This window comes from Olsenella phocaeensis (assembly GCF_048189965.1).
Lineage (GTDB): Bacteria > Actinomycetota > Coriobacteriia > Coriobacteriales > Atopobiaceae > Olsenella_I > Olsenella_I phocaeensis.
Genome location: NZ_DBEZHV010000019.1, coordinates 23,248 through 40,963, shown reverse-complemented (window position 1 = coordinate 40,963; position 17,716 = coordinate 23,248). Strand labels below are relative to the sequence as shown.

Genomic DNA, 17,716 nt, shown 5'->3' with positions numbered 1-17,716 from the left:
TGGGAGCATATAAACGAACCTATAGCGTCAAGCCATAAGATTGTAGGGGTCCGCCCCAACAAAAGTCAATTTTGGCTCTATGGGGCGAACAATTCACCCATTTTACGCTTTTTCGACCAAGTAATTTGATGGGCATGCGTCTCGTTCGACGCACAAGTCACCAGGAGACGTATGAAATCATTCAGACAACAGTGAAAATTGCCGAATAGTTCACCTCTAGCTGCTATTATTTTTCAGCACATGATTTTACTAATACGCAGTTATCTACAACATTTCATCTCCTGTTGAAAACTTTCATTTGTTGAAATTCATTCGTGAATGTTTTCATCCTTGGATGAATGAATGTCGAAAAGCGAGGAAGCGCGCATGTCTCACCCGTTCTATCCCTTCGTGCAGAACGAGGGAAGCGAACAGGACGACCAAAGAGGGGGAGCGGACGAGCTCGTCGTGAGGTTCCCGGCGCGAATCGCCGTATACGACGACGCGGCGGCCGCGCCGAGGGTCGTGGTGGTGGAGCCCTCTGACGTGCGCACCTACCTCGAGGAGATAACCGCCACCGTGGCACGACTCTGCAAGGAGCAGGGTGGCAGCATCCCCTTCATGGTCATACGCGAGGTCGTCGAGAACTACGTGCACGCCTACTTCGCGCAGCCCACGGTGTCGATACTCGACGGGGGAGAGACGATTCGCTTCTCTGACCAGGGGCCGGGCATAGCCGAGAAGGGGCGTGCCCTGGAATACGGCACCAGCTCTGCCACGGAGGAGATGAAGCGGTACATAAGGGGGGTTGGGTCGGGCCTGCCCTACGCCCAGCAGTACATGGAGGACCGAGGCGGCTACCTGAGCATCGAGGACAACATCAAGGGCGGCACCGTGGTCACCATCTCCATGCTCGAGCGCGGTGAGGATCAAGAGATGGGTCAGGGGATGCCGCTCCAACCGTTGTCTCCCGTCGCTACCCAGGCACAGCCCCCCATGGCATTCGCATACCCCTATGCCTACCAACCAGCACAACAGCAGGCGGGCTACATGCCCGTACCGGGGTACGTCCAACCAGCATGGCAGTCGATGCCGCAGCCCATGGCTCCCACGGCACAGACGGGAATTGCGACACAGGGAACGCCGGTCGTCCCTCCCCAGGGCGGAGGCACGCTGGTAGGAGGGCTCAACATCTCCCAAAGGGGCCGCGTCATCCTCCAGTACCTGCAGGTCCACGAACTGGTGGGGCCCACCGAACTCAAGAACAGCTTTGGCAGCTCGCAACCCACCTGGACGAGGGAGCTCAAGGCGCTTGAGGAGGCGGGCCTCGTGTCAAAGAGGGCCGGCGGACAGAAGAGGGGCCTCACGGAGGCGGGAAGGGCGATAGCGGCGGGCATATAGGACCGAGGCAGACGTCTTCGGGAGTTTTCATCATATAATGGGATGCACTTTTCAACATTCATCCCCGAAGACAAGTGGTGAGGCATGGATCCCGTACAAGAGTCGGACGCGAAGATACTCTGGCACGACGTGCTGGGGCTCCTGGCGTCCAAGAGCGTGGCACCAGCGACGCTCGCCATGCTCAGGAGCTGTGACGCGACCGCCTTTGACGGAAGCGAGCTACACATCGCGACGAGCATGGGATTCGCACAGAGGAAGATCGTCCAGCAGACCCCACTCATTGAGGAATGCCTCGAGCAGGCGGCGTTCCAGCACGTGAGCCTGGTGGTCGAACTCCTACAGGAGAGCGCGCCCGCCGCCATCCAGACGAACGCGACCGTGACTCCCGACGAGTTGAGCGGACTTGCCGGCTCTTCGGGGGAGCCCGTCGCCGCGCAGGGACAGAACGAAGGTTGGCAGAAGGCCCAGAGGTCGCAAGGGCGGCGGAGGAACAACAGCTTCCAGAACGACACCAGCGTCCTCGACTCCAAGCTCACCTTCGACCGCTTCGTCGCCGGCGAGGAGAACATGCTCGCCTACGAGGCCGCAAAGCAGGTCGCGAACGGCGAGAACAAGAGCTACAACCCGCTCTTCGTCTACGGGAAGAGCGGCCTGGGAAAGACTCACCTCCTGAGGGCGATACAGAACTACATAGTGAGGAACGACCCCTCTCGCCTCTGCGTCTACCGCACTGCAGGCGAGTTCATAGAGGAGTACCGCATAGGCTGGAACGACGACAAGCTCGACGCGCGAAGCGCGCTCACCGAGCGCTATCAGGGCGTTGACGTGCTCATCATCGACGACGTCCAGAACATGATGACCGCTGCGGGCACCATCAAGTTCTTCTTCGAGACCTTCAACGCGCTCATGGACCGCGGCAAGCAGATAGTCTGCGCCGCGGACCGCTCGCCCTCCCAGCTTGGCATGGGCGACAGCAAGTTCGACGAGCGCGAGACGAGCCGCATGGACTCCGGCGTCACCGTAAGCGTCCAGGTGCCCGACTACGAGCTCAAGCTCAGCCTCATCAACACCTTCTACGAGCGCATGCGGCAGGACGCCGCCGTCGAGCACGTGCCGGACCTCGGAGGGAACATCCCCGAGGACATGCGCAAGTACATGGCCGAGCGCGCGGGGACCAACATCCGAATCATCGAGGGCTTCGTCCACACCTGTCTTCTCTATGCCTTCCGCAAGGAGAGGAAGGGGGAGGCGCTCACGCGAGAGGACATCGCGCGCCTCGCGGCGGCAAAGTGGCCCACGGGCCAGAGGGTCGTCACCGTCGAGCAGATCCAGAAGGCCGTGGAGAGCTACTACGACGTGGCCCACAGCGACCTCATAGGCTCGAAGCGCAACAAGGAGCTCATGGAGCCACGACACGTGGCCATCTGGATGACCAGGGAGCTGACGGACAACACCCTCGCCGACATAGGGAAGCGCTTCGGCGGGCGGAGCCATGCGACGGTCAAGCACAGCATCGCGTGGGTCGACCGCACGAAGAAGGAGGACCGCCTCTTCCTAGACCGCATCCAGACCCTCCACGACGGCATCTGCGACGGAGGGTAGTGGAAAAGTGGAAGAAAGGTCGTCGGTTTCATGTGGATAAGTCCCAAAAGCTGTAGAAGGAGTTTTCCACACGTCGGCCGATTGTTTGGATTGTTGAGTGGCAGCCTCTGGCAGAACATTTGAGACGATAGGCTCTACCAGCAGGTTTAAGAAGTATTGAACATTTCGACAGGCTCTATTATTACTACTGTCTCTTAATAAGAAAAAAGTACTAATAGCCATAGAAGGGGTCGCTCATGAAGTTCTCGGTGAGTCAGTCAGCACTGGCAGGTGCCCTCGCGGTCGTCTCTAAGGGCATGGCCTCCAACTCGACGCTCCCCATCCTCTCGGGCGTCTACATCAAGGCCGAGGAGGGTGTGCTCGAGTTCCAGACCACCAACCTCACCATCTCCATCCGCCACAAGATACAGGCGAACGTGGAGGAGGCCGGCGCCACGGTACTCTCGGGAAAGATCCTCTCCAACATCGTGAAGACCCTCCCCGACAGCGCCGTGAGCTTCGAGGGCGCCGGACACACCGTGCTCATCTCATGCGAGAAGAGCAAGTTCCGCCTCAACACCCTCGAGGCGGGCGACTTCCCCGAGTTCCCCGACCTCTCCCCTGACCGATCCATCGAGCTCCCGAGCGGTCTCCTCTCCCAGATGGTCGACAAGGTCTACAAGGTGACCTCGAAGGACAGCTCGCGGCCCATCCTCTCGGGCATCCTCCTCTCGGTCGAGGAGAACACCATTAGGCTGGTGGCGACGGACTCCTACCGCCTCGCGGTGTGCGACTCCAACACCGAGACCTCTTCGGTCGATGAGGCCTTCGTGGCCATAGTCCCGGGCAACACCTTCCACGACGTCCTGACCTTGCCCTCGATGACCGAGGAGGTCATGGTGGGCATCACCGACAGCCAGGTGGTCTTCTCGTTTGGCAACACGACCTACGTCTCGCGCAAGATAGACGGGACCTTCCCGAACTACCGCCAGCTCCTGCCCCCCAGCTGCACGACCTCCGTGAGGATCGACGTCCCCCAGTTCGCGGCCGCCCTCAAGCGCGTGTCCGTCATCGCCCTGGCAAACCCTTCCGTGCGCTTTGACATAGACGCCGACGACAAGGTCTTGAAGCTCAGCGCCTCCTCCCCCGACCAGGGGGAGTCCACCGAGCTCCTTCCCGTCGAGGTCGAGGGAGAGGGCATGGCAATCGCCCTCAACTACCACTACGTCTTCGACTGCGTCAACGCCGCCACGGGGCAGGACAGCATCACGCTCGAGCTCCAGAGCGCCATGCAGCCGGGCATCTTCAAGTCCTACTCGAAGATCAACTACCTGTATCTCCTCATGCCCGTGAGGATGTAGCTGGTGGGACTCCTGGCCCGCAGCCTCAGCCTCACGGACTGGAGGAACTTCCCCGAGCAGGACCTGGGCCTCGGCCAGGGCCTCACGGTGCTCGTGGGACGCAACGCCATGGGCAAGACCAACACCGTCGAGGCACTGCAACTGTTGACCGCAGGCTACTCCTTCCGGCGTCCCAGGCCGGGACAGCTGGTCCGCGAAGGTGCCAGCAAGGGCCGGGCGCGCCTGCGCCTCGAGGGGGACGGCCGCGTCGTCGACCTCGAGTGCACGGCGACCTCGGATCCGCCGCGGCGCCATTGGAGGCGCAACGGGAAGGCCTGCGCCCCGCAGGACCTGCCCCGGACCCTCATGTCGGTGCTCTTCTGCCCGGACGACCTCTCGCTCGTGAAGAGGGGGGCCTCGTATCGCAGAGACGAGATAGACGACTTCGGACGGCAGGCCGCACCTGGCTACTCCCGTCTCCTGCAGGCCTACGGCCGTGCGGTCGACCAGCGAAACCGGCTCCTCAAGGAACCCTATCCAGACCTCTCGCTCCTCGACGCCTGGGACAGCTCGCTGGCGCTCGGCGGCTCGGCCCTCCTCGTCGCCCGCGAGAGGCTGTTCGAGAGACTCCGCCCGCGCGTCGTCGAGGTGTACGGACAGATAGCGGCCGGCGAGCGCCTGTCCTGCTCCTACGAGTCCTCGTTGGGCATAGACCTCGCCGGACTCTCCCGCGAGGAGGTGTGCGACGCCTTTCTCGCCCGTCTGTCAAAGATCAGGGGAGACGAGCTCAGGCGCCAGCAGACGCTCGTGGGGCCCCAGAGGGACGACCTAGCCTTCAGGGTGGAGGGCCGCGACGCGCGGAACTTTGCCTCGCAGGGGCAGCAGCGCACGATCGTCCTCGCCTGGAAGATGGCGGAGGTCGATCTTGCCCGCGAGGTCGTGGGACAGCTTCCCCTGCTCCTCCTGGACGACGTCATGAGCGAGCTCGACGCCGACCGCAGGGGCGCCATGACGCGCTTTGTCGAGGAGGGGATGCAGACCGTGGTCACCACGACGAACCTGGGCTACTTTCCCGAGGAGCTGCTGGCGGACGCGGAGGTGGTCCACATTGGCGAATAGGGGGGAGGGGGGCCCGGAGAGCCTGGGAAGCTTTTTGGGGAGCTTCCTCTCGGGCGGCTTCGGAGGCCGACTGAGCGCTAACCAGAGGGCTGCGGCCGTCTGGTATCGAGCCAATGGCGACACGGAGCGCCGCCACACGACAGGAGTCTTCCTCCGCAAGGGGCGCACCCCGGCGCTCCCGCCCGTCCTTGGGGTCTACGTCGATTCCTCAAGCCGTCTCACCGACTTCAGCGCGAGCAGGGACGTCTATCTTGCGCGCCTCGCCAACGCCGGGCTCGAGCTGTCGGGCATAGAGTTTCTCCTGACCCGCCGTCCGCGCACCGAGACGGCCCCGCATGAAGCGCGGCCAAGCGGCAAGAGGCGCCCGATGGACCTCCCGCCGTTGGGTGAGGCGGAGAGAGGCAGGGTCGAGCGGCTCACCTCAGACCTCCCCGACGGGCTTCGGCAGAACGCCTCACGGGCCATGGAACTCTCCCTTAGGCGTGATACGCTCAAGGCAAGAGAATCTGGCGTCGACGCCAAAAAATAGGTCCATAAGCCGTCAGAGACGGTTTCATGGATATTCTGACCAGTGTTTTTTCATTGGTACCAATACAATTCCTCCACTTTGAGAGGATATGTGGCCTAGAATCGCAAGGTCCCATGCACCATGGACCAACCACGCTGAGTGAGAGAGGAACCACGTGGCCAAGAACGAGAACAACTACGGCGGAAACGAGATCAAGGTCCTCGAGGGCCTCGACCCCGTCCGCAAGCGCCCTGGAATGTACATCGGCACGACGAGCTCCGCGGGTCTCCACCACCTCGTGTGGGAGATCGTCGACAACTCGGTCGACGAGGCCATGGCAGGCTACTGCAGCAGGATCAAGGTGACCGTCCACGCCGACGGGTCGGTGACGGTCGAGGACAACGGCCGCGGCATCCCCGTCGAGAAGCACCCGCAGAAGAAGATTCCCACCCTCGAGGTGGTGCTCACCATCCTCCACGCAGGCGGAAAGTTCGACAACTCCGCCTACAAGGTGTCCGGCGGGCTCCACGGCGTGGGCATCTCCGTCGTCAATGCCCTCTCGAAGCGGCTCGTGGCCCAGGTGAAGCGCGACGGCGGCATCTGGGAGATGGAGTTCTCGCGCGGCAAGGTGACCAGCAAGATGAAGCGGGTCGGCAGCTCCAAGGCGACCGGCACCACCATCACCTTCTGGCCCGACGAGGAAATCTTCGAGACGACAGTCTTCGACTACGAGGTGCTGCGCAACCGCCTGCAGGAGACGGCCTTCCTCAACAAGAACCTCAAGATTGCCCTCGTCGACGAGCGCGAGCTCACGCCCCGCACGGACGAGTTCTGCTACTCCGGCGGCATCGTGGACTTCGTCAAGTTCCTCAACGAGGGCAAGACGATCCTGCCCGGCTGCTCCAAGCCCATCTACATCGAGGGCAGCTCCGAGGAGGGCGCGCCCGTCGACAAGCGCGGCGAGGTAGAGGTCTCCATGCAGTGGAACGCGGGCTACTCGGAGACCGTGATGACCTTTGCCAACGACATCTACACCGACGAGGGGGGCATGCACCTCGAGGGCTTCCGCACGGCGCTCACCAAGACGATGAACGACTACGCCCGCAGCCACAACCTCCTCAAGGAGAAGGACAGCAACCTCACGGGCGACGACATCCGCGAGGGCCTCACGGCGGTCATATCGGTCAAGCTCCCCGACCCGCAGTTCGAGGGCCAGACCAAGGCCAAGCTGGGCAGTTCGTACATGCGCGGCCTGACCAACAAGATCGTCTCGCAGGGTCTCTCCGAGTATCTCGAGGAGCACCCCAACCAGGCCAAGGAGATGTTCAAGAAGGCGTCCCAGGCGGCCAAGGGCCGCCTCGCGGCGCAGAAGGCCCGCCAGGCGACGCGGCGCAAGGGCCTGCTCGAGAGCGCTGCGCTTCCTGGCAAGCTCGCGGACTGCTCCGTGCGCGACGCCTCGATGACTGAGCTCTTCATCGTGGAGGGCGACTCCGCAGGCGGGTCGGCCAAGGATGGTCGCCGCCGCGACATCCAGGCCATCCTCCCCCTGCGCGGCAAGATCCTCAACGTGGAGCGCGTGGGCGACCACAGGGCCTTCTCGTCCGAGACCATCCAGGCGCTGATCACCGCCATCGGGACGGGAGTCACGACCTCCATGGGAGACGGCGGGGACTTCGACATATCCAAGGCCCGCTACCACAAGATCATCATCATGACGGATGCCGACGTCGACGGCGCGCACATCCGCATCCTGCTCATGACCTTCTTCTACAAGTACATGCGACCCCTCATCGACGCAGGCTACGTCTACAGCGCCTGCCCCCCGATCTTCGGCGTGAAGGTGGGCAAGAGGATCCACTACGTCTATCCCGACGGCCGCACCGCCGAGGAGACCCTCCTCGCCCAGGCGATCGAGGAGTACGTCCCGCGCGACGGAGAGGGCAAGCAGCGCAAGTACAGCGTCCAGCGCTACAAGGGCCTGGGCGAGATGGATCCCCAGCAGCTCGCGGACACCACCATGGACCCCAAGAGCCGCATTCTGCAGCGCATCACCATCGAGGACGCGGCCAAGGCGGAACTGGCCGTGTCCAGGTTGATGGGCTCGCAGGTCGAGTACCGCAAGGACTACATCGAGCGCCACGCCAAGGATGCGCGCTTCCTCGACATCTAAGCGAAGGGACAGCAAGTGGCAGAAGACAACGACACCCCCCGGGAGGGCCAGGACGGCATGCTGCCGGACGACCTCCGAGAGCTGCTGAGTCGCGCGGAGCGCGACGAGTCCGACGTTCCCGTCTATGACCCCGACGCCGAGGACGAGGCGGGCATGGACGACGGCGCCGAGGACGACGCGGACGAGGAGCTCGAGCTCGCTGCGGACAACCGTCCCGACGGCGACTCCGTGGACATCCATGGCGGCAGACTCCAGATGCACGAGTTCGGACACGAGATGGAGCAGTCCTTCATTGAGTACTCCATGTCGGTCATCACGGCCCGCGCCCTCCCTGACGTCAGGGACGGCCTGAAGCCCGTCCACCGGCGCATCCTCTACGCCATGAACGAGGCAGGCATCTTCCCCAACAAGCCCCACAAGAAGTCGGCCTGGACCGTCGGCGAAGTCATCGGCAAGTACCACCCGCACGGCGACTCCGCCGTCTACGACGCCATGGTCCGCCTCGCCCAGTGGTTCTCCATGCGCGTCACCCTCGTCGACGGACACGGGAACTTCGGCAACATCGACGGAGACTCCGCGGCCGCCATGCGATACACCGAGTCCCGCCTGGCCCGCCCCGCCATGGAGCTGCTGCGCGACCTCAACAAAGATACCGTCGATTGGAACCCCAACTACGACGAGTCCTTGCAGGAGCCAAGTGTGCTTCCCGCCCGTTTCCCCAACCTGCTGGTCAATGGCTCGCAGGGCATCGCGGTCGGCATGGCGACCAACATCCCGCCCCATAACCTGGGCGAGGCCATCGACGCGACCTGCCTGCTCATCGACAATCCCGACGCCACGACGGACGACCTCATGAGGGTCATGCCGGGTCCCGACTTCCCCACCGGCGCGGTGATTATGGGGTCCGAGGGCATTAGGCAGGCGTACGAGACGGGCAGGGGCATCCTCACCGTTCGCGCCAAGGCCCACGTAGAGTCCACCAAGGGTGGCCGCAACAAGCTGGTGTTCACTGAGTTCCCCTACGGCGTCAACAAGGGCACGCTCCAGGAGAAGATTGCCCAGCTGGTGAACGACAAGCGCATCGAGGGCATCTCCGACATGCGCGACGAGTCCAACCGCAAGGGCCTGCGCCTCGTCATCGAGCTCAAGCAGGGCGTCATCCCCGAGGTCGTTCTCAACAACCTCTACAAGTACTCCTCGCTCCAGACCTCCTTCGGCATCATCGACCTCGCCCTCGTCAACGGCGTGCCCAAGCTCCTCTCGCTCAAGGAGATGCTCCAGTGCTATATCGACCACCAGGTGGAGGTGGTCACGAGGAGGACCCGCTTCGACCTGGCCAAGGCGCAGGCCCGCGCCCACATCCTCGAGGGCCTGCTCGTCGCGCTCGACAACATCGACGAGGTCATCAGCATCATCCGCTCCAGCCGCACCGACACCGAGGCCTCAGAGCGCATGATCGCGCGCTTCGGCTTCACCAAGGAGCAGACGACCGCCATCCTCGAGATGCGCCTGCGGCGCCTCACCGGCCTCGAGCGCGACAAGATCCAGGAGGAGCTGGACGGCCTGCACCGGGCGATCGCCTACTACGAGGAGCTCCTGGCGGACGAGCGGAAGATCCTTGGCGTCATCAAGACCGAGATGGGCGAGATCCGCGAGAAGTACGCCGACAAGAGGCGCACCACCATCTCTGACGCACCCGTCGCCCTCGACGTCGAGGACCTCATTGCTGAGGAGGACATGGTCGTCACGGTGACCCACTCCGGCTACGTCAAGCGCCTCCCCGTCTCGACCTATCGCTCCCAGAAGAGGGGCGGCAAGGGCATCCAGGGTCTCTCGCTCAAGGACAACGACTTCGTCGAGGACCTCTTCGTGGCATCTACCCACGACTACGTGCTCTTCTTCACCAACAAGGGCAAGGTCTACCGCGTCAAGGTCCACGAGCTGCCCATCGGCTCGCGTCACGCGCGCGGCTCGGCGCTGATAAACGTGATACCGCTTGCCGAGGGCGAAAGGGCCGCCGCCGTCATCACGACGCGCGAGTTCCCCGAGGACGAGTACCTGCTCTTCGCCACCTCCAAGGGCATGGTCAAGAAGACGGCCATGAGCGACTACGACAAGAGTCGTCGCGACGGTATCATCGCCATCAACCTTAAGAAGGACGATGAGCTGGTCAACGTGCGCCGCGTGAAGCAGGGAGAGAACGTCATCCTCTGCACCGACGCCGGCAAGGCAATTCGCTTCGACGAGGGGGAGGTCCGTCCGACTGGCCGCGACACCTCGGGCGTGAGGGGCATCACCCTGAGGGATGACGCCCGCATGCTGGGCATGGAGATTTCCAATGGCAAGGGCGACCTGCTCGTGGTGACCGAGAAGGGCTACGGCAAGCGCACGCCCGTATCCGAGTACCCCGAGCACAAGCGCGGCGGGCAGGGCGTCTTCACCATCGCCATGACCTCCAAGAAGGGCAACCTCGTGGCCTGCCGCGTGGTCGGCCCGCAGCACGAGCTCATGATGGTGTCCGAGGAAGGCGTGGTCATTCGCGTGAAGACCTCTGACATCAGCCTGCTGGGCCGGTCGACCCAGGGCGTGAAGATAATGAACATCGGCGAGTCCGACCGCGTGAGCGCCGTGGCACGCATGATCGCCCGCAAGAAGAAGGCGCCCAAGGCCAACGTCAACCAGGGCATGCTTGACCTTGGCGCCGCAGGGGCCCGGGACGCCGACGACGAGGATCCCATCGACATCGGCGGCGAGGAGGAGCTCGACGAGTCCTTGATCGAGGACGATGACGAGTAGGCCCTCCGACATGAGGTAAATGGGGACCCCGGGCAAATGCCCCGGGGTCCCTCCCTATTCGAGCCAAGTTCCTGGCGCGACGCTCCGAGTCCGGAGGCCGTTGGGTCTACTAGTCGAAGTCCTCAGGCGAGATGGACTCGACGAAGTCGTGGAAGCGCTCCATCTCCTGCTCTTCCTCCTCTCGCCTGACTCCCTGGAAGTCGGGCAGCGCCGCAGCCTCGAGCACGTGCTCGTCCGCGAAGAGTGGCACGTCCATCCGAACCGCGAGCGCGATGGCGTCCGAGGGGCGGGCATCCACCTCGACATGGCTGCCGTTGGGGGCGGTGAGGAGCAGGTTGGCGTAGAAGGTGGTGTCATGGACGTCCACGATCTCTACCGCGTCGAGCGTGGCTCCAAGCTCGCGGATGGTGCGCGCCATTACGTCGTGGGTGAGGGGGCGCCCCTGGTGCTCGTCACCGATGCCCATGCTTATGGCGGTCGCCTCTATGGGACCGACCTGTATGGGAAGTTGTATGGGCTCCTCGTCCCTGCCCGCGGTCCTGGTCTTGAGGACTATGAGCGAGGTGACGGGCCCGCCGCCCACCACGATCGTCTGTATGTCCATTCTCTTCACGTCGTCGCACTTCCTCGTACCTGTTTGTGTAGCTATGGTACCCAGACGCCGACGCCTCTCCCCAAATGTGAGGGAAATCGCAAAGACCAAACTTTTTTGTTGACCGGCCATCGGGCAGCAGGTATTATCTCTTCTTGCGTTGGGCCCGTAGCTCAGTTGGTCAGAGCGTCCGGCTGATAACCGGGAGGTCACAAGTTCGAACCTTGTCGGGCCCACCATTTCTTGAAAATAAACGCCCCAGCGCAGCCGAGTCGCCGCTGGGGCGTTTATTACTCTAGATGGGGCAGGCCGCCGCGCAACACGGGGACGTAGCTCAGCTGGGAGAGCGCGGGCTTTGCAAGCCTGAGGTCGTGGGTTCGAACCCCATCGTCTCCACCATGCAACTCCGGCCAGGGACTCGTCCCTGGCTTTTTTATTCTCGGAACAATGCCTGGTCCCTGCCCCCTTGGCAGGACAGCTCGGGCTTGCGCTACCATCGACGGGACACTGACGCGAACGGAAGGACCTTCTCCATGGCAGCAGACGAGTGCAGGCGCGACGGGGTTTCGTCGGAGCTCGATGTGCTCTCGAGCACCCTCATGGGCGACGCCTTCGACATGTTGGCGTCCGGTGACGAGGTCAACGTGCTGCTCGTGGTCCAGGACGAGGACGGCAACGCAGGCTCGTACGAGTTCTCTGACGACGGAATCGAGCAGTGCATCGAGGCGGCACGAAGCAAGGTCCTCGAGCTTCGTCATGCCATGGGTGACGAGGAGGCAGGGCTCGGCCTTCCCGTGCGCTATGCGCTCGCCTACGAGGGTGCTGTGGGGGACGACGATGGCTCCTACCAGGATGCCCTCATGCTCGAGTTTGGCGAGAGGGGATACAAGAGTTATTCCGCGTTCTCCTACTTCGAGGGCAGGGGAGAGGGCGACGGCTTCCGTTGGACGGAGCCGGCACCCGCCGGCGAGCTCGAGCCGCTGATCTAGCGTTCCCTCGCCCTCTTGTGCGTCCCAAGCGGCAGTTTGCGTGGAGTGCAAGCGCTTTTCGGCCAGTGCGCACAACGTATGGCGCTCGTGCAGTAAAGTCTCTCGCATCTATGCAACGTACGTCGAACGAGAGGCCCAAATGCTCCAGGAGCACATCAGGAACATCGCAATCATCGCCCACGTAGACCACGGCAAGACGACCCTGGTCGACCAGCTGCTCAAGGCAACCGACGCCTTCCGCGAGAACCAGCAGGTCGAGGAGCGCATCCTTGACTCCAACGACCAGGAGCGCGAGCGCGGCATCACCATCCTGGCAAAGAACATCTCGATCGACTACAAGGGCGTCAAGATCAACGTGATAGACACTCCCGGCCACGCCGACTTTGGCGGCGAGGTCGAGCGCGTGCTCAGGATGGCCGACGGAGCGGTGCTTTTGGTGGACGCTGCCGAGGGTCCCATGCCCCAGACCCGCTTCGTCCTGCGCCACGCCATCGACGCAGGTCTCAAGATCATGGTCTGTGTGAACAAGATCGACAAGGACGCTGCCAACCCCGAGCGAGCCCTCAATGCCTGCCTCGACCTGATGATGGACCTCGGGGCCAATGACGACCAGCTCGAGTTCGCCATGGAACACGTCGTGTATGCCTCCGCCGCCAACGGCTTCGCCCGCCTGGACCCCGATGACGGCAACCAGGACATGCTACCCCTGCTCGACATGGTCGTGGACTCCCTTCCCGCTCCCGACGCGGACGTCGAGGGACCACTCGCGATGCAGTGCGTCACCATCGACCACTCGGAGTACGTCGGTCGCATCGGCATCGGTCGCATCTACTCGGGCACCATCCACGACGGCGACAAGATTCTAGTGGTGAAGAACGACGGCTCCCGTGCCATGAGCCAGGTGAAGCAGCTCTTCACCTTCGACTACCTGGGACGTACCGAGTGCCAGGAGGTCGGCGCCGGGGACATCGCTGCCGTCGTGGGCGTCGACTCGACCGACATCGGAGACGTCTACACCGACCCCGAGAACCCCGTCGAGCTCGACCCCATCGAGATCGACCCCCCGACCCTTGCCATCGTCTTCGAGCCGTCCACCTCGCCCCTCGTCGGCCGCGACGGGGACATCGTGGGTGGTCGTCAGCTGAAGGAGCGCCTCGAGCAGGAACGCGAGAACAACGTGACCATGCGCATCGAGGAGCTTCCCGACAAGACCGGGGTCGAGGTCGCCGGCCGCGGCATCCTGCACCTCTCCGTCCTCATGGAGGACATGAGGCGCGAGGGCTTCGAGTTCCAGGTGGGCCGACCCCGCGTCCTGATCAAGAAGGACGAGGACGGCAACCGCGTCGAGCCCGTCGAGCAGGCCGTCGTCGAATGTCCTGGCGAGTACGCGGGCAAGGTCATCGAGCTCTTTGGCAACGTCGGGGGCACGATGACCCAGATGGACGCCGGCACCACCCAGACCCACCTCGAGTTCAAGATCCCCACCCGCGGCATCATGGGCCTCAAGAACCGCATCCTCAACGTCACCCACGGCGAGGCGGTGTTCTACCACACCTTCCTCGAATACGGTCCCTATGCGGGAGAGATCGGCGGACGCCAGAACGGCGCCATGATCTCGATGTCGACGGAGAAGGCCGTCGCCTACGCCCTGGGAACCCTCCAGGAGCGAGGGCAGCTCTTCGTGGAGCCTGGCACCGAGTGCTACGAGGGCATGCTGGTGGGCGAGAGGTCCAAGCCCGGTGACATGGTGGTCAACATCGCCCGCACCAAGAGCCTGGGCAACCAGCGCTCCTCCACGGCGGACATCGCCGTCCAGCTCACGCCCCCCAGGACCTTCACCCTGGAGGAGGCCTTGGAGTACATCATGGACGACGAGCTCGTCGAGGTGACCCCCAAGAACATCCGCCTGCGCAAGCGCATCCTCAACGAGACCGAGCGTCGCAAGTGGCGCGTGCGTCACGGCATGGTGGACAAGTAGCGCAGGGGCTCATGCGCAGCAGGCGCAGACGAGGGGCGCCGCCCAAGGGATCGGTCGGCGCCCCTCGTCACGCGTCAGTTGGTTGCCCTATCGCTTGTCGTCCTCCTCGCGGCTGAACTTCGCCCGCGCATAGCGGCGCACATAGACCTCCGCATCCTCCTGGCCACGTGCTGCGGCGCGTGTGTAGACCTCGCGCGCGACCTTGCCCACGGTGGGGCTGAGGTCCACGCCAGCTGGCGAGAGCACGTTGAATCGGAGCGACCACATGCGAAGCCCCACCACCACGAGCACCCCCAGGATGGTCGCCCAGGGTTGGTTGACGTGTGCCACCGAGGCCATGATCCAATAGGCGAAGGAGCCTCCCAGGGCGCAGAGGGCATAGAGGTTGCTCCTCAGGAAGATGCGCGGCGTGTCTCCCAGGGCTATGTCCCTCATCATGCCGCCGCCTACTCCCGTGATCGTGCCCATGAGGGCGCAGGCCCAGGGGGTGAGTCCGTAGACGAGGGCCTTGTCCGTGCCCGCGACGACAAAGAGCCCGACCGAGATGATGTCCGTCCAGGCGAGCAGCCGTGGAAAGCGGTGGAGCGACCCCGAGAAGAGGAAGCCGATGATTCCCGTGAGGACGGCAGCGGGGATGGCGAGGGTGGAGCGAAGCATGTAGACGTCGCCCACCTGCATTATGGTGTCGCGCACGAGTCCTCCGCCCAGGCCTCCCAGCACGGACAGCGCGAGGTAGCCAACCAGGTCCAGGTCGCGTTCCTTAGCGACGAGCACCCCCGTGAGGGAGCCCACCATCACGGCGGTGAGGTCGAGCCATACAGGGATGCTCGCGGGTGCGTTGCCTGCGGCAGATGAGAAGAACTCAGGAACCATGCGCCCCTCTTTTATGTCGTCGTTGCGGTCAGGCGCCTATGGTAGCGCGTGATGGCGCCCGTTCCTCCTTCCACACGATGGGACGTCCCCTTGGCCTCGCAGATGGAGAAAAATTGGCTGTCGCGCTGCCCGGGGAAGTAAGGTATACTTGCGCGTGCGGTTTCAGGGAGAGTTGTCCGAGTGGCCGAAGGAGCACGATTGGAAATCGTGTATACGCCTAAAGCGTATCCTGGGTTCAAATCCCAGACTCTCCGCCAGAACTTCCAGCGGCGCCTCCGGGCGCCGCTTTCACACCCTTCGGAGGGGTGGCAGAGTGGTTGAATGCGGCGGTCTCGAAAACCGTTTAGCCCCTCGGGGCTACGAGGGTTCGAATCCCTCCTCCTCCGCCAGAACTTGCAGACCCGCCCTTGGTGGCGGGTCTTTTTTGTGCCTTCATGGCGGCTTCGGCTGTCGGAAACGTGCGTATATCCTATATATTCAGCAATAGGTGGCCCTGACAGACCCCAGGCGCGACCTTCTGCGGACGCCTTTGCGATGGGAGGGCCTCATGGCACACGACAGCGCTTCATATTGGTCCAGGGCATGGGGGCTGCTCACGCGCGACAAGGGCTGGGCTAAGGTCCTGCTGGTCATGGGCGTGGCAGGCTTCGTCCCCATCGTGGGGATGCTTGGGACCTCTGGCTACGGACTCGAATGGGCCCGGCTCACCGCCTGGGGCGTCGACTCGGCTCCAAAGCAGAAGGACGTGAGGGTGGGGGAGTGCATCTCCAGCGGATGGAGAGGCCTCGTCTCCGCGCTCGGCCTCGTCTGCCTTTGGGCAGCCCTGAGGATGCTCTTTGCCCAGTCGTTCGAGGAACATCCCTTCGGTCTCATCCTCATGGCACTTGACCTGGCCGTCGGCGTCATCTGTTCGCTCTGTGCCCTGAGAGCGGCCATCTATCAGGACTTCAAGGCTGGTTATCAGGTCAACCGCATCATCGACATGATTCGCAGGGACCCCGTCGGGCTGGGAAGGATCATCCTCGCCGTCTTCCTCATGGACGTCGTCATTTGGTTCGTGGTCGCCCTCTTCGCCGTGATAATGGCGGTCGCGTTTGCCTTTTCGGCCCTCTCCGTGTTCGGGGCCACGGAAGGCGTGGACGTCCCCCTGGACGTCATGCTCAGATACCAGACCTTCTCGGGGCTTTTCTTCCCCACCATCATAGTCATGGTCTACCTGGTGCTCGTTGCGTACAGCTTCGTCAACCTCATGGAATACAACATGCTCGCGCTCTGGCTTCGTCAGTTCGACGTCCCCTCCTGGGGGTCCAGCTCTGACCCGCTTCCTGATGTCCCTGTGCCGCCTGCTGTGCCCGTTGTGTCCCCCGTGGTGCCAGGGGACCTCGCCATCGAGCCCACGGCTTCTACCGATGCGCCATCGCCCGAGGGCGTTTCGGGCACTGGCGCCTGCGCCCTCGCGTCTGCCGCCTCGTCAGATTTCATGCCAGGGGATGAGGCCTCCCCGGTCCCGGGCGATTCAAGTTCGACGCCGGCGCCCGCGGCGGGTTTGACCTCGGAGCTGGAGGTTCCGGGTTCTTCCGTCTCGGATGACAAGGACGGAAGGGAAGGCTCAGAGGAAGATGCTGGCGTGGAGGTCATAGATCTGAGCTCCCCTAGCCCTAGGGGCGATGCGACACAGGACGGCGTCGCTGGCATCAGACTGCAGGGGGACGAGGTCGAGCCAGGCGAATAACGGCAGAAAACACCCATTCCATTCGAGCGTATGCCCATTTGGTGGAGAAGAGCTGACCTGCCGGCGCTTGCTGCCACCTCCCACGACATGACCTACCTGCGAGGCGACCCTCACCCATTGCACACGCTGGCAGTTGGGAGAGGGCCAGCTGCCAGCTAGTAGGGACATCCTTGATGTGGGGAGTGTATGGGAGCCTGAGGGTGTGGGGGGAAACACGCAGGCCAGGCCCAAGTCCTGTGTTACGATTCCACACCGAACCTTTCCTGCTCCGGATGCAACCTTCACGTTCCGGAGCCGTTTAGCCCAGAGGAGGTGACCACATGAAGGCTTATGAACTGCTGTACTTTGTCGATCCCGCAGCCACCGAGGAGACTCGCGCTGGCGTCATGAAGCGTATTGACGTCGCTGTTACCGAGGCAGGCGGCACCATCGACAACGTCGAGGATTGGGGCAAGCGCAAGCTCGCCTTTGAGATTGACAACCTCACTGAGGGTGACTACACCCTGATCAACTTCCATGCAGACCCCACCCAGATCGCCGAGCTCGACCGAGTTCTGCGCATCAACGATGCCGTCAAGCGCCACATGGTCGTGCGCCGCAGCGACAGGGACTAGTCATGGAAGCGCAGGCAGCACGCCTGCGAATGAGAGGCAGTGAG

13 protein-coding genes and 4 tRNA genes are annotated in these 17,716 nt (G+C 63.2%); 15 read left to right on the top strand and 2 right to left on the bottom strand.

Translation table 11 applies throughout. The features are described from left to right. The first annotated feature begins 366 nt into the window (after positions 1-366). From ACMPH2_RS08925 to gyrA, 7 genes are all read left to right on the top strand, one after another. A complete protein-coding gene (locus tag ACMPH2_RS08925) occupies positions 367-1,380 on the top strand; it encodes an ATP-binding protein (protein WP_062531530.1) in 1,014 nt (337 codons plus the stop codon). 84 nt (positions 1,381-1,464) lie between these two features. After that, a complete protein-coding gene (locus tag ACMPH2_RS08920) occupies positions 1,465-2,982 on the top strand; it encodes a DnaA/Hda family protein (protein WP_417119247.1) in 1,518 nt (505 codons plus the stop codon). Between the two features lie 236 nt (positions 2,983-3,218). Further along, on the top strand, positions 3,219-4,322 hold the full coding sequence (gene dnaN / locus ACMPH2_RS08915; RefSeq protein ID WP_417119246.1) for a DNA polymerase III subunit beta: 1,104 nt from the start codon (positions 3,219-3,221) through the stop codon (positions 4,320-4,322). 3 nt (positions 4,323-4,325) lie between these two features. Then, the gene (gene recF / locus ACMPH2_RS08910; RefSeq protein WP_314638598.1) at positions 4,326-5,420 is read left to right on the top strand and encodes a DNA replication/repair protein RecF; all 1,095 of its coding nucleotides are present in this window, start codon (positions 4,326-4,328) and stop codon (positions 5,418-5,420) included. 34 nt (positions 5,421-5,454) lie between these two features. After that, positions 5,455-5,949, top strand: a complete 495-nt coding sequence (locus ACMPH2_RS08905; protein WP_314638599.1) for a hypothetical protein — start codon at positions 5,455-5,457, stop codon at positions 5,947-5,949. A gap of 154 nt (positions 5,950-6,103) precedes the next feature. Then, positions 6,104-8,098 carry a DNA topoisomerase (ATP-hydrolyzing) subunit B gene (gene gyrB, locus ACMPH2_RS08900; protein WP_062531525.1) on the top strand — a complete coding sequence of 665 codons (1,995 nt, stop codon included), beginning with the start codon at positions 6,104-6,106 and terminating at the stop codon, positions 8,096-8,098. Positions 8,099-8,113: 15 nt separating this feature from the next. Next, positions 8,114-10,894 (top strand): DNA gyrase subunit A, encoded by a 2,781-nt coding sequence (gene gyrA / locus ACMPH2_RS08895; RefSeq protein WP_417119245.1) that lies wholly within the window; start codon positions 8,114-8,116, stop codon positions 10,892-10,894. A gap of 109 nt (positions 10,895-11,003) precedes the next feature. Here the strand turns inward: gyrA and ACMPH2_RS08890 are convergent, their stop codons facing one another. Continuing rightward, a complete protein-coding gene (locus ACMPH2_RS08890) occupies positions 11,004-11,498 on the bottom strand; it encodes a bifunctional nuclease family protein (RefSeq protein ID WP_417119271.1) in 495 nt (164 codons plus the stop codon). Positions 11,499-11,648: 150 nt separating this feature from the next. Here ACMPH2_RS08890 and ACMPH2_RS08885 point away from each other — a divergent pair. From ACMPH2_RS08885 to typA, 4 genes are all read left to right on the top strand, one after another. Continuing rightward, positions 11,649-11,725, top strand: a tRNA-Ile gene (locus ACMPH2_RS08885). A gap of 84 nt (positions 11,726-11,809) precedes the next feature. After that, positions 11,810-11,885: transfer RNA gene (locus ACMPH2_RS08880), tRNA-Ala, on the top strand. A 134-nt stretch (positions 11,886-12,019) separates the two neighbouring features. Beyond that, entirely contained in the window at positions 12,020-12,475 is a 456-nt protein-coding gene (locus ACMPH2_RS08875) for a hypothetical protein (RefSeq protein WP_417119244.1), read from the top strand. Positions 12,476-12,614: 139 nt separating this feature from the next. After that, entirely contained in the window at positions 12,615-14,453 is a 1,839-nt protein-coding gene (gene typA / locus ACMPH2_RS08870) for a translational GTPase TypA (RefSeq protein WP_072500311.1), read from the top strand. 87 nt (positions 14,454-14,540) lie between these two features. On the opposite strand, the gene ACMPH2_RS08865 is transcribed toward typA, so the two are convergent. Further along, a complete protein-coding gene (locus ACMPH2_RS08865) occupies positions 14,541-15,326 on the bottom strand; it encodes a trimeric intracellular cation channel family protein (protein WP_062531521.1) in 786 nt (261 codons plus the stop codon). A gap of 166 nt (positions 15,327-15,492) precedes the next feature. Here ACMPH2_RS08865 and ACMPH2_RS08860 point away from each other — a divergent pair. From ACMPH2_RS08860 to rpsF, 4 genes are all read left to right on the top strand, one after another. Next, positions 15,493-15,583: transfer RNA gene (locus ACMPH2_RS08860), tRNA-Ser, on the top strand. Between the two features lie 42 nt (positions 15,584-15,625). After that, a tRNA-Ser gene (locus ACMPH2_RS08855) sits at positions 15,626-15,715 on the top strand. 158 nt (positions 15,716-15,873) lie between these two features. After that, positions 15,874-17,058 (top strand): DUF4013 domain-containing protein, encoded by a 1,185-nt coding sequence (locus ACMPH2_RS08850; protein ID WP_417119243.1) that lies wholly within the window; start codon positions 15,874-15,876, stop codon positions 17,056-17,058. Positions 17,059-17,378: 320 nt separating this feature from the next. After that, positions 17,379-17,672 carry a 30S ribosomal protein S6 gene (rpsF, locus tag ACMPH2_RS08845; RefSeq protein ID WP_009278269.1) on the top strand — a complete coding sequence of 98 codons (294 nt, stop codon included), beginning with the start codon at positions 17,379-17,381 and terminating at the stop codon, positions 17,670-17,672. The last annotated feature ends 44 nt before the right edge of the window (positions 17,673-17,716 follow it).